Source organism: Rahnella sp. PAMC25617 (assembly GCF_050606005.1).
Taxonomy (GTDB): domain Bacteria; phylum Pseudomonadota; class Gammaproteobacteria; order Enterobacterales; family Enterobacteriaceae; genus Rahnella; species Rahnella variigena.
This window is the reverse complement of record NZ_JBOCUM010000012.1, coordinates 179191-192569: the sequence shown is the minus strand read 5'-3', so window position 1 is coordinate 192569 and position 13379 is coordinate 179191. Positions and strand designations below refer to the sequence as shown.

Sequence of the window (13379 nt, the reverse complement as noted above, 5' to 3'; positions counted from 1 at the left end):
ACTTTGAGAGGAACATACTATGAGTCTGAACGTATTCTGGTTTTTACCCACCCATGGCGATGGTCGTTATTTAGGAACTGAAGAAGGTGCCCGTGTGGTAGACCACGGTTATCTCCAGCAGATTGCTCAGGCCGCGGACCGCTTAGGTTTCGGCGGTGTACTGCTGCCGACCGGCCGTTCATGCGAAGACTCATGGCTCGTCGCGGCTTCTCTGATTTCTGTCACGCAACGCCTGAAATTCCTGGTGGCGCTGCGCCCGGGGATTATCTCCCCGACACTGGCCGCCCGTCAGGCGGCTACACTCGACCGGCTTTCCGGCGGTCGTGCGCTGTTTAATCTGGTGACCGGCGGTGATCCGTCTGAACTGGCAGCGGAAGGTTTACATCTCAACCATAAAGAACGGTATGAAGCTTCAGCAGAATTTACCCGTATCTGGCGCCGCGTACTTGAAGGCGAAACGGTTGATTACGAAGGAAAACATATTCAGGTAAAAGGCGCGAGCCTGATGCATCCGCCGGTTCAGTACCCTCGCCCGCCGCTGTATTTCGGCGGATCTTCCGACGAAGCGCAGGATCTGGCTGCCGAGCAGGTGGAACTGTATCTGACCTGGGGTGAACCTCCGGCGTTAGTGAAAGAGAAAATTGAGCAAGTGCGTGCCAAAGCTGCCGCGAAAGGCCGCACAGTGCGTTTCGGTATTCGTCTGCACGTGATTGTGCGTGAAACCAACGAAGAAGCCTGGCGCGCCGCCGACAAACTGATCGCCAACGTGGATGACGAAACTATTCAGCGCGCACAGGCCGCTTTCGCCAAAACCGATTCCGTCGGTCAGCACCGCATGGCAGCGTTGCACGGCGGCGACCGCAACAAGCTGGAAATCTATCCGAATCTCTGGGCCGGTATCGGTCTGGTGCGTACCGGCGCAGGAACGGCGCTGGTCGGCGATGGCCCGACTGTCGCTGCGCGTATGCAGGAATATGCGGATCTTGGCATAGACACCTTTATTTTCTCCGGTTATCCGCATCTGGAAGAAGCGTACCGCGTCAGTGAATTACTGTTCCCGCATCTGGATCTGGCCAAACAGGAAGATGACAACACTGTGAAGAAAGCCATTTTGCCGCGCGGTGAACTGGTCGCTCATGACTTTGCGAACAAACGCACCGCCAGCCAGCATTAAGGAGAACGCAGATGACAACGACACAACGCTGGCTGAACCGCGTGGCTCCGTGGATTGTGCCGGTGGTACTTATCGGCGGCTGGCAGCTGGCGGTGGAAGCCGGCTGGCTATCCAACCGAATTCTGCCGGCACCGAGCGCCGTGGTGGAAGCCTTCTGGACACTGGCGAAAAGCGGTGACCTGTGGCAAAACCTGAAAATCAGTACCTTCCGCGCGTTGATTGGCTTCGCCATCGGCGGCAGTCTCGGGTTGCTGCTCGGTTTTATCACCGGGCTTTCCCGCTGGGGCGAGCGTCTGCTGGACAGTTCGCTGCAAATGCTGCGTAACATTCCGCATCTCGCGCTGATCCCGCTGGTGATTCTGTGGTTTGGCATTGACGAATCTGCCAAGATTTTCCTGGTGGCACTGGGAACGTTGTTCCCGATTTATCTCAATACTTATCACGGTATTCGCAACATTGACCGCGGCCTGCTTGAGATGTCGCGTAGCTACGGACTTTCAGGTTTCCCGCTGTTTATTCAGGTGGTGTTACCGGGTGCGTTGCCGTCGATAATGGTCGGCGTGCGCTTCGCGCTGGGGTTCATGTGGCTGACGCTGATTGTGGCGGAAACCATATCCGCAAACTCCGGGATTGGTTATCTGGCAATGAACGCCCGCGAGTTTTTACAAACTGACGTCGTGGTTGTCGCCATCGTGCTGTACGCCATTCTTGGCAAACTGGCCGATGTTCTTGCCCGCCTGCTGGAAAGTGTCTGGCTGCGCTGGCACCCTGCTTATCAGAAAAAACAAGGAGATGCCGCATGAGCGCACCCGCACGCATTCCGCAAGGCACGCCGGTGACTCTCTCCGGCATCACGAAAAAATACGGCAACCGCGCCGTGCTGAACGATATTAATCTGCGCATTCCGCCCGGCCAGTTTGTGGCAGTCGTCGGTCGCAGCGGTTGTGGCAAAAGCACCCTGCTGCGTTTACTGGCCGGGCTGGAGAAAACCACGCAGGGCGAGCTGCTCAGCGCCAGCGCCCCGCTGAGTCAGGTACGCGACGACACGCGACTTATGTTTCAGGATGACCGCCTGCTGCCGTGGAAAAAGGTGATTGATAACGTCGGTCTGGGTCTGAAAGGCAAATGGCGTGAAGCCGCACTGGCTGCGCTGGAAGAAGTCGGCCTGGCGGATCGTGCCGATGACTGGCCTTCTGCATTATCCGGCGGGCAGAAACAACGCGTGGCACTGGCACGTGCATTAATCCATCGCCCGCGTCTGTTATTGCTTGATGAACCGCTGGGCGCGCTGGATGCCCTGACGCGCATCGAGATGCAAAGTCTGATCGAACGTTTGTGGCAGCAGCACGATTTCACGGTTCTGCTGGTGACGCATGATGTCAGCGAAGCCGTGACCGTGGCTGACCGGGTGATCCTGATAGATCAGGGACAGATTGGTATGGATTTGACGGTTGACCTGCCGCGTCCGCGCCGTAAAGGTTCTGCGCGACTGGCGGAGCTGGAAGCTGAAGTGCTGGAACGTGTACTGACGCCGCAGCCGTTGCAAAATGTGGCTCAGGAAGCGAAGCGCGCACAAAACTGATTTCCACTTTTAGTGATTTAAAACGTAAAAAGGGCGATGTCTCCATCGCCCTTTTTTATTGCCGCTAGTTGCTGTTACAAGCGATTACGCCTCTAACGCTTTGGTAATTTTCTCGAACAAATCACCGGACAGATTTTCCAGCCCTTTCAGCTGTTCCAGCGCCTGACGCATCAGCGTCTGACGGTTCTGGTCATAGCGTTTCAGGCGGATCAGCGGCTCAATCATGCGCGCTGCAACCTGCGGGTTACGGGTGTTGAGATCTGTCAGCATTTCAGTCAGGAACTGATAACCGCTGCCGTCTGCCGCGTGGAATGCAGAAGGATTGGCAGAGGCAAATGCACCGACTAATGAACGGACGCGGTTCGGGTTGCCCATGCTGAATGAACGGTGGTTCAGCAGTGAACGGACTTTCTGCAACACATCGGCTGCCGGGCTGGTCGCCTGCTGGATAAACCATTTATCCATGACCAGACCGTCGTGATGCCATCGTTCGTCATAGGCCGCCATCAGCGATTCACGGCAAGGCAGCTGCGCGGAAACCGCCGCAGACATCGCTGCCAGAGAATCCGTCATGTTATCTGCCTGTTCAAATTGCGCCTTAACAAGCTGATCGGCCAGCGTCACATCGGCAAAAGCCAGATAATGCAGGCAGGTGTTACGCAGCGAGCGTTTGCCGATATCTTCATGCACTACACGGTACGCTGGCAGACGGTTAGCGTTGTAAACCGCCAGGAATTCATCGGCCATTTCGGTCGCCAGACAACGGGTAATCGCATCGTGAACGGCACTGATCGCTTCCGGATCGATAATTTCGAACAGTTCAGCGATTTCGTTCTCAGATGGCAGAGTCAGGATCTGCGCCGCCAGTGCCGGATCGATATTCTCATCCAGCAATACCGCCCGGAACGCATCCGCCACATGCAGCGGCAGAGACAACGGTTGTTTCTGCTGATGACGCGCCACGTTCAGCTTGATGTAAATTGCCAGCAAACTTTGCGCCGCATCCCAGCGGGCGAAATCGTTACGCGCGTATTTCATCAGGAAAGTCAGCTGATGATCGCCCCATGTGTAATCGAGTTTCACCGGTGCGGAGAATTCACGTAATAAAGAAGGCACCGGCTGATATTCCACTTCGTCAAACACGAACGTTTGCTCAGCTTCGGTCACGTTCAGCACGTTGCTGACTGTCTGACCGTTTTGTTTCAGCGCAATCACGTTGCCCTGCGGGTCATACAGTTCGATATCCAGCGGAATGTGAAGTGGCAGCTTTTCAGTCTGATCAGGCGTCGCCGGTGTTTTCTGGCTGACAGTCAGAGTGTATTGCTGTTTTTCCACATCATAGTCGTCGCGCACGGTCAGCACCGGCGTACCGGACTGGCTGTACCAGCGACGGAACAGTGACAGATCCACGTTTGACGCGTCTTCCATCGCCTGCACAAAGTCGTCACAGGTCGCGGCGCTGCCGTCATGACGCTCAAAGTACAATTGCATCCCGGCCTGGAATTTCTCTTCGCCGAGCAAAGTGTGCAGCATACGGATGACTTCTGAACCTTTCTCATACACCGTCAGGGTGTAGAAGTTGTTCATCTCAATGACTTTTTCCGGACGGATCGGGTGCGCCATCGGGCTGGCATCTTCAGAGAACTGTGCGCCACGCATCACGCGGACGTTATCGATACGGTTAACTGAACGCGATCCCAGATCAGAACTAAATTCCTGATCACGGAAAACGGTCAGGCCTTCTTTCAGGCTCAGCTGGAACCAGTCGCGGCAGGTCACGCGGTTACCGGTCCAGTTATGGAAGTATTCGTGGCCGATCACCGCTTCGATACCAAGATAATCTTTGTCCGTGGCAGTTTCGGCTTTCGCCAGCACGTATTTGGAGTTAAAGACGTTAAGGCCTTTGTTTTCCATCGCGCCCATGTTGAAGAAATCAACGGCAACGATCATAAAGATGTCGAGGTCGTATTCCAGATTGAAACGGGTTTCGTCCCATTTCATGGATTGCTTGAGGGATTCCATCGCCCAGCCGGCGCGATCCAGATTGCCGCGATCGACGAACAGTTCCAGCGCCACATCACGACCTGAGCGGGTTTTGAAGGAATCACGCAGGACATCGAAATCACCGGCGACCAGCGCAAACAGGTAGCAAGGTTTCGGGAACGGGTCTTCCCATTTGATCCAGTGCTTACCGCCTTCCAGTTCACCCTGATCAATACGGTTACCGTTGGACAGCAAATAAGGATAACGGGCTTTGTCCGCCACGATGCGGGTGGTGAAACGCGCCAGAACGTCCGGGCGATCCAGATAATAGGTAATGTGGCGGAAACCTTCAGCTTCGCACTGGGTACACAGCGCTTCACCGGAAAGGTACAGCCCTTCCAGTGCGGTATTTTTCGCCGGATGAATTTCGTTAACAATCGCCAGTTCAAACGCTTCCGGCAGGCCGGTAACTTCCAGCACACCTTCTTTTAACTGATATTTCGGCCAGTCCTGACCGTTAATTTTCAGGCTGATCAGCGTCAGATCTTCACCATTGAGCACCAGCGGCGCGCCTTCGGCACCCTGTCGTTTAATCTGACTGACAGCAGTCACGATGGTTTTCTGTGCATCAAGCTCAAAATTAAGGTCGATATCCGTGATGGTATAGTCCGGCGCACGATAGTCATGGCGGAACTTGGCTTGTGGCAGTTGAGTCATAAAAAACCTTTTGGCGTTTTCATTGTTTATGGTGATGACGATTCATGGCATCAAAGCGGGTGCTTTTCATCAGCAAATCGCTGCGCAGAGCCCTGCCGGCCTTCATACTTTTCTCTCTAAACTCTAACACAGGCATCAGAAAATCCCAGATTGTTGCCAGTTTGTGAGTGCGTATGCGCACCTTTCAACCAAAACACAGAAATTTGTCTTAAAGCGCCTTTTGGCGGTCAAAAGTGGAAGTCCGATCTGCATCACATTCTGAACCGATAAAACTGTACTTTTCACAATGTGTTTTTGCGCAGTTTTTTATGCTCTATTTTCTTATTCGTTACAAAAATTCAATATTTAAATCCGACCGGGAGTCATTAGCATGATCATTAATACGATGAATCACTAAGGCTAATAATAAAATGAGTGACACCTGCGCCCCCGGCATGGGGATACATAAACAAAAAACATTAAATAACAAGACATTATCAGCCCGCATTGACGCACTCCCTGCCTCCGCAGGACTCTGGCGCTTCATCATATTGCTGTCACTGGGTGGATTCTTCGAACTCTACGACCTTTTCGAAACCGGATACATTAGTTCAGGTTTACTGGCAGAGAACATATTTCATATCGGCACGGCGGGAGTATTTGGCATATCCGATCAGGCAGCCTTCGCTTCTTCCACATTTTTAGGTCTTTTTTTTGGCGCGAGTCTTCTGGCACCCAATGCTGACCGCTTCGGCCGACGCATGACATTCATGTTTGCGCTGGCGTGGTACGGCTGTTTTTCGCTGCTGATGTCGTTCCAGAACAGCGCTGAAGGCATCATTCTTTGTCGTTTTCTGGTCGGTGTTGGCCTGGGCCTTGAGCTGGTGACTATCGATACGTATCTCACCGAATGGGTGCCGAGTCATATGCGCAGCCGCGCTTTTGCTTTCGCCTTCTTTATTCAGTTTCTTTCTGTACCGGCTGTCGCACTAATGTCATGGTGGCTGGTACCGCAAACCTTTTTCGGGCTGACAGGCTGGCGTTACGTGGTGATCGCGGGTGCGTTGTGTTCGCTGGTTGTGTGGATTGTGCGTAAAAACCTGCCGGAGTCCGCCCGCTGGCTGGCGCAACAGGGACGTCACGAAGACGCACATAATGTCGTGAGCGCGATGGAAAAACGCTGCGGCGTAAGCAATAGTCCGGCGTACATCGCTGAAGAAAGCCACGCTGTATTGCCGCGAAAAGGCACGTTCAGGGAAATCTGGTCACCTGAATACCGCAAACGGACGCTCATGCTGACCGTCATGAACTTTTTCCAGGCCATTGGTTTCTTCGGCTTTGGCAACTGGCTGCCCGCCCTGCTTTCCGGCAAAGGCACGACCGTCACCCACAGTTTGCTGTACGCCTTCTTTATCACGCTGGCGTATCCTCTCGGCTCACTTATTTGCAGCCGATATGCGGATAAAATTGAAAACAAATGGCAAATTGTTCTCTCGTCATTAATGACAGTGGTTTTCGGCACCTTATTCGCTCTGCAGACCCATCCGGTGATGCTGCTGATTTGCGGCTTCCTAATCACTTATTCCAATGCCTGGCTGACCTTTAGCTATCACGCTTATCAGACAGAAGTATTCCCGACGCATATCCGGGCTCGCGCCGTTGGCTTTTGTTATTCATTCAGCCGCCTGTCGACCGTCTTCAGCAGCATCTTGATCGGCCTGATCCTGCAATATGCCGGAACGCAGGGCGTAATTGCGTTCATCGTCGTCAGCATGATCATTGTGATGCTGGTAATCGGCATTTTCGGACCTAAAACGCGGGGCATTAATTTAGAAAACATCTGATCGTTTACTATCGTGAACAAACGAAGCGGAATACACACACAAAAATCGGGGTTAAAACGCCCCGATTTTTCTTTTTTGAATGTCAGGTAGATTAAATTTATGTAATCAATTTGTGCTTTTTTTAAACCGTAAAATCGCCTGTTTGCCCATATTCTCTATGTTTAAGCACAATTAAGCCTCGACCACCCGCAGACAATTATGATGTGATGAGGGTTCTTTGACAGGATAATACGGTATACTTCACAGACTTTGCTGTTTTATCCAGAACGTTTTTTTTACGGAACGGTTGTTTGTGTTCAAACACTCAGTTTCTGACGAGGATGCTGTAAGCGCGCTATGACTCCATACGCCTCCCCGATTTTGACTTCGCTGTTAGATACCGATGCCTACAAGCTTCATATGCAGCAAGCGGTTTACCATCGCTATCGCAATATTAGCGTGGTAGCCGAGTTCCGTTGCCGCGGCGATGAACTGCTGGGTGAATATGCCAGCGAGATTCGTGAGCAAATCCAGATGATGAGCCAGCTGGCCCTCACAAATGATGAGTTCACTTATCTCTCCGGCCTGCCCTTCTTTAAACACGACTATCTGAACTGGCTGAAGGCGTTCCGCTACAATCCAGAACACGTCACCGTTTCCGATCGCAACGGGCATTTGCACGTGCGTATTGAAGGGCCGTGGCGTGAAGTGATCATGTGGGAAGTGCCGCTGCTGGCGGTGATCAGCGAAGTGGTGCATCGTCACCGTTCGCCGCAAGTCACCGCGCAAATGGCCGTAGATCAGTTGCGTAAAAATCTTGCCAGTTTTAAAGAACAGGCCGCAGATATCGACCTCTCTGCCTTCCGTCTGATGGATTTCGGCACACGCCGTCGTTTCTCGGGCGAAGTTCAGGAAGCCATTGTCAGTACGCTAAAAAATGAATTCCCTTATCTGGTCGGCACCAGCAATTACGATGTAGCACATAAATTGCAGCTGACACCGGTCGGGACTCAGGCTCATGAATGGTTCCAGGCGCATCAGCAAATCAGTCCGGTTCTGGCAAACAGCCAGCGTGCTGCGTTACAGGCCTGGCTGGATGAATATCCTGACCAGCTTGGCATTGCACTGACCGACTGCATTACGATGGATGCTTTCCTGCGTGATTTCGGCAGCAAATTCGCCAATGCCTATCAGGGGCTACGCCATGACTCCGGCGATCCGTTTGAATGGGGCGAAAAAGCCATTGCGCACTATCAGGCGCTGGGAATCGATCCGATGACCAAAACGCTGGTATTTTCCGATAACCTGGATCTGGATAAAGCGCTGCATCTTTATCGCCATTTCCATCAGCGTATCAATCTGGTGTTTGGGATTGGTACGCGTCTGACTTGTAATATTCCCGGCGTTAAGCCTCTGAATATTGTAATTAAATTGGTTCAGTGCGACGGTAAACCGGTCGCCAAGTTGTCTGACAGTCCGGGCAAAACCATTTGTCAGGACAAAGCCTTCGTGAAAGCGCTTCGGAAAGCCTTTGATTTACCGCTGGTTAAAAAAGCATCCTGAGTGTCAGTAAAGCGCCGGAAGTCACTCCGGCGCTTTATCGGAATTTTCTTTCCCAACTTTCTTTCCTTACTTTCTTTCCTTTATATAGATGCAATTTCATTCCGCTCGGCTTTTATTCGTTGTATCAATATTTCGTGTTATTCCTGTCAATTGTCCCTTAATTCTTCTTCACCAACGGTGATTTCTGCTTGTGTCCTGAGAAAGGCTAAGTAACATAGCAAAATCCCTTTTTACAGGGTGTCCAATATTTCTTAGCCAACATATATAAAGAAAGAGAGAAATCTATGAGCGTTGTGCCTGTAGTCGACGTACTGCAAGGCCGTGCTGCGGTTGACAGTGAAGTCACCGTACGCGGTTGGGTACGTACCCGGAGAGATTCTAAAGCTGGTATCTCATTCGTCGCCGTTTATGACGGCTCCTGCTTTAATCCTTTACAGGCCGTCATCAATAATTCTCTGCCCAATTATCAGGAAGACGTCCTGCGTCTGACGACGGGTTGTTCAGTAGAAGTGACCGGTACTGTTGTCGCATCTCCTGGCGAAGGCCAGAGTTTCGAACTGCAGGCAACCGCTGTTAAAGTTGTTGGCTGGGTGGATGACCCTGATACCTACCCGATGGCGGCAAAACGCCACAGTATCGAATACCTGCGTGAGGTGGCTCACCTTCGCCCGCGCACCAACCTGATTGGCGCCGTTGCCCGTGTGCGCAACACCCTGTCTCAGGCGATTCACCGTTTCTATCATGAAAACGGCTACTTCTGGGTGTCCACTCCGCTGATCACTGCTTCCGATACCGAAGGTGCAGGTGAAATGTTCCGCGTTTCTACGTTGGATCTGCAAAACCTGCCGCGTACCGACAAAGGCGAAATCGACTTCAGCGAAGACTTTTTCGGTAAAGAAGCGTTCCTTACCGTTTCCGGTCAGCTTAACGGTGAAACCTATGCATGTGCGCTGTCCAAGGTTTATACCTTCGGCCCGACCTTCCGCGCAGAAAACTCAAATACCAGCCGTCACCTTGCTGAGTTCTGGATGGTTGAACCGGAAGTGGCTTTTGCTACGCTGGATGACATCGCGTCACTGGCTGAAAACATGCTTAAATATGTTTTCAAAGCCGTTTTAGACGAACGTGCAGACGATATGGCCTTTTTTGCCGATCGCGTAGACAAAGATGCTGTTGCGCGCCTTGAGCGATTTGTAACATCCGATTTCGCGCAAGTGGATTACACCGATGCTGTAGAAATCCTAATTAATTGTGGCCAGAAATTTGAAAACCCGGTTTCCTGGGGTGTTGATCTTTCTTCTGAACACGAACGTTACCTGGCTGAGCAGCATTTCAAAGCGCCTGTTGTGGTCAAAAACTACCCTAAAGATATCAAAGCCTTCTACATGCGTATGAATGATGATGGCAAAACTGTTGCCGCAATGGACGTTCTTGCGCCAGGTATTGGTGAGATTATCGGGGGTTCTCAGCGTGAAGAACGTCTGGATGTATTGGACGCGCGAATGGCTGAAATGGGTCTGAATAAAGAAGATTATTGGTGGTATCGCGATCTTCGCCGTTACGGCACTGTCCCGCATTCCGGCTTCGGGTTAGGTTTTGAACGTTTAGTTGCTTATGTGACCGGTGTTCAAAACGTTCGTGACGTGATCCCGTTCCCACGTACACCACGTAGTGCAACCTTCTAATTAATTAAACTATTTCTAATTAACAAAATAGTTACAAAACTAAGGCCAGCAATGCTGGCCTTAGTCATTTTGAAAGATAGATCCCTGTCACAAAGTTCCGTAAAATACACATTTTGTAATACATTTTTTCTGACTGAAACATATTTAGTAATTTAGTAGCATTTTCGCTATGGATTAAGCTTACTTCGGATGGAATAGTGCGTTCAGACACAGGAGACACCAAACTTTCACGAATAGTTCCGTAAAGAATTGTTTAAGGCAGTGGCAGGTGTCCAAATAAAACCAATGAGGGTAATAATAATGATGAAGCGCAATATTCTTGCAGTGGTAATCCCTGCTCTGTTAGTTGCTGGTGCAGCTAACGCAGCTGAGATCTATAACAAAGACGGCAACAAACTGGATCTGTACGGTAAAGTTGACGCGCGTCACACCTTCTCTGACAACGCTGGCGACGATGGCGACCAGACCTATGTCCGTTTCGGCTTCAAAGGCGAAACTCAAATTACTGACCAACTGACCGGTTACGGCCAGTGGGAATACAACGTTCAGGCTAACCACGCAGAAAGCGCTGGCGACGAAGGCAACAAAACTCGTCTGGGCTTCGCTGGTCTGAAATTTGGCGATGCAGGTTCTTTCGACTACGGTCGTAACTACGGCGTAATCTACGACGTAATGTCCTACACCGACCAATTGCCAATCTTTGGCGATGACACCATGTACCAGAACAACGACAACTTCATGGTTGGTCGTGGTAATGGCATGGCAACTTACCGTAACAGCAACTTCTTCGGTCTGGTTGATGGCCTGAGCTTCGCTGTACAGTACCAGGGTAAAAACGACGAAGGTCGTGACGATCGTGGCGCAGTTGATTCCAATGGCGACGGCTGGGGTACTTCTGCCGCTTATGCTATCGGCGACTCCGGTGTTAGCCTGACAGGTGCTTACTTCTCTTCTAACCGTACCTCTCTGCAGAAGCGTGACGGTGCTGGTGATAAAGCTGACGCATACGCATTCGGCGCGAAATATGACGCTAACAACCTGTACCTGGCGACCTTCTACGGTGAATCACGTAACACCACTGATTACGGCAACCCGGGCTCTATTGCTAACAAAACTCAGAACTTCGAAGTTGTTGCTCAGTACCAGTTCGATTTCGGTCTGCGCCCATCTATCGCCTACCTGCAGTCTAAAGGTAAGGACCTGAACGGCTTCACCAAAAACGATTCAACCTACGGCGGCGGCGATGCTGACCTGGTTAAATACGTAGAAGTAGGTACTTACTACTACTTCAACAAAAACATGTCTACCTATGTTGACTACAAAATCAACCTGCTGGACGACAACAGCTACACCAAAGCATCCGGCCGTAGCACAGACGACGTCGTTGGTGTTGGTCTGCAATACCAGTTCTAATATCGCTTAACGATGCGCTTTCGGGCGCATCAAAGTGGATATCAAGGCAGAGCTTCGGCTCTGCCTTTTGCATTTAAACAATTCAAAAAACGAACTTTGCTACCCTCTTCCATAAAAAATTTTAATCTCACACGCCTTCTCACAACTCTGCTTTCTTTTTGCCGCAAACGGTTGGCAAACGACAGCGCTGGCGGTACCCTGATGCCCTCTTTCGTCATATCAGGCTATGGAATTTTCCGACATGTTTGAAAAAATCACTGCAGCACCTGCTGACCCTATTCTGGGTCTTACCGATCTTTTCCGCGCTGATGACCGCTCGAATAAAATCAATCTTGGGATTGGTGTTTATAAAGATGAAACGGGTAAAACGCCGGTTTTGGCCAGCGTGAAGAAAGCCGAACAGTTTCTGTTGGAAAATGAAACAACGAAAACCTATCTCAGCATCGACGGATTACCTGATTTTGCACATTGCACGCAGGAACTGCTGTTCGGTAAAGACAGCGCAGTGATTGCAGACAAGCGAGCGCGCACGGCACAAACGCCTGGCGGTACCGGTGCCCTGCGCATTGCGGCAGATTTTATTGCGACACAAACCAGCGCCAAGCGCGTGTGGGTCAGCAATCCAAGCTGGCCGAACCATAAAGGCGTATTTTCCGCTTCAGGCCTGGAAGTTGCAGAGTACAACTATTACGACGCAGCCAATCACAGTCTTGATTTCGACGGCATGCTGAAAAGCCTGAGCGAAGCGAAAGCCGGTGACGTAGTGTTGTTCCACGGTTGCTGCCACAACCCGACGGGTATCGACCCGACTGAAGAACAATGGGCGAAGCTGGCTGAATTGTCTGTGGCAAACGGCTGGTTACCGCTGTTCGATTTTGCTTATCAGGGTTTTGCTAAGGGTCTGCAAGAAGATGCCGCGGGTCTGCGCCTGTTTGTCGCCAGCCATAAAGAGTTACTGGTCGCCAGTTCTTACTCGAAAAACTTCGGCCTGTATAATGAACGTGTCGGCGCCTGTACGTTAGTCGCCACTGACGCTGAAACCGCCGATCGCGCGTTCAGTCAGATGAAATCGGTTATCCGTGCAAACTACTCTAACCCGCCAGCACACGGCGCAGCGGTTGTAGCTACCATTCTGGGTAACGAAGCCTTGCGCACGCTGTGGGAGCAGGAACTGAGCGATATGCGTCAGCGTATCCACCGTATGCGTCAGTTGTTTGTCAGCACCTTGCAGGAAAAAGGGGCGCAGCAGGATTTCAGCTTTATTATCAATCAGAACGGGATGTTCTCTTTCAGCGGCCTGACCAAAGATCAGGTATTGCGTTTACGTGATGAATTTGGTGTATACGCGGTGAATTCAGGACGTATCAACGTTGCGGGTATCACACTCGACAATATGGCACCACTGTGTGAAGCCATCGTCGCCGTACTGTAATCGTTAAGCACTGCTTCTCGATTAAAAA

Annotated in this window: 9 protein-coding genes; 8 read left to right on the top strand and 1 reads right to left on the bottom strand. The window is 51.3% G+C overall.

The features are described 5' to 3' along the window. Positions 1–19 precede the first annotated feature (19 nt). Genes ssuD through ssuB form a run of 3 tightly spaced genes read left to right on the top strand, consistent with a single transcriptional unit; the run spans position 20 to position 2756 of the window. Complete coding sequence (ssuD, locus tag ACM615_RS15830) at positions 20–1174, top strand: FMNH2-dependent alkanesulfonate monooxygenase (protein ID WP_112287370.1); 1155 nt, start codon at positions 20–22, stop codon at positions 1172–1174. A gap of 11 nt (positions 1175–1185) precedes the next feature. Further along, positions 1186–1977: an aliphatic sulfonate ABC transporter permease SsuC gene (ssuC, locus tag ACM615_RS15825; protein WP_132965303.1), complete on the top strand. Its 792-nt coding sequence runs from the start codon at positions 1186–1188 to the stop codon at positions 1975–1977. Beyond that, positions 1974–2756: an aliphatic sulfonates ABC transporter ATP-binding protein gene (gene ssuB / locus ACM615_RS15820; RefSeq protein ID WP_120161250.1), complete on the top strand. Its 783-nt coding sequence runs from the start codon at positions 1974–1976 to the stop codon at positions 2754–2756. Before ssuC ends, ssuB begins: the two co-directional genes overlap by 4 nt. An 84-nt stretch (positions 2757–2840) precedes the next feature. Here the strand turns inward: ssuB and pepN are convergent, their stop codons facing one another. Next, on the bottom strand, positions 2841–5456 hold the full coding sequence (gene pepN, locus ACM615_RS15815; RefSeq protein WP_431012156.1) for an aminopeptidase N: 2616 nt from the start codon (positions 5454–5456) through the stop codon (positions 2841–2843). Between the two features lie 434 nt (positions 5457–5890). On the opposite strand from pepN, the gene ACM615_RS15810 reads away from it, so the two are divergent. The 5 genes from ACM615_RS15810 (at position 5891) to ACM615_RS15790 (ending at position 13351) form a co-directional block, all read left to right on the top strand. After that, positions 5891–7279 (top strand): MFS transporter, encoded by a 1389-nt coding sequence (locus ACM615_RS15810; RefSeq protein WP_431012178.1) that lies wholly within the window; start codon positions 5891–5893, stop codon positions 7277–7279. 336 nt (positions 7280–7615) lie between these two features. Continuing rightward, on the top strand, positions 7616–8821 hold the full coding sequence (gene pncB / locus ACM615_RS15805) for a nicotinate phosphoribosyltransferase (RefSeq protein WP_431012155.1): 1206 nt from the start codon (positions 7616–7618) through the stop codon (positions 8819–8821). Between the two features lie 284 nt (positions 8822–9105). Then, positions 9106–10506, top strand: coding sequence for an asparagine--tRNA ligase (gene asnS / locus ACM615_RS15800; RefSeq protein WP_431012154.1), 1401 nt, complete (start codon positions 9106–9108; stop codon positions 10504–10506). Between the two features lie 300 nt (positions 10507–10806). Then, the gene (gene ompC, locus ACM615_RS15795; RefSeq protein WP_276320299.1) at positions 10807–11919 is read left to right on the top strand and encodes a porin OmpC; all 1113 of its coding nucleotides are present in this window, start codon (positions 10807–10809) and stop codon (positions 11917–11919) included. Between the two features lie 241 nt (positions 11920–12160). After that, the gene (locus tag ACM615_RS15790) at positions 12161–13351 is read left to right on the top strand and encodes an amino acid aminotransferase (RefSeq protein ID WP_129637999.1); all 1191 of its coding nucleotides are present in this window, start codon (positions 12161–12163) and stop codon (positions 13349–13351) included. Positions 13352–13379 lie beyond the last annotated feature (28 nt).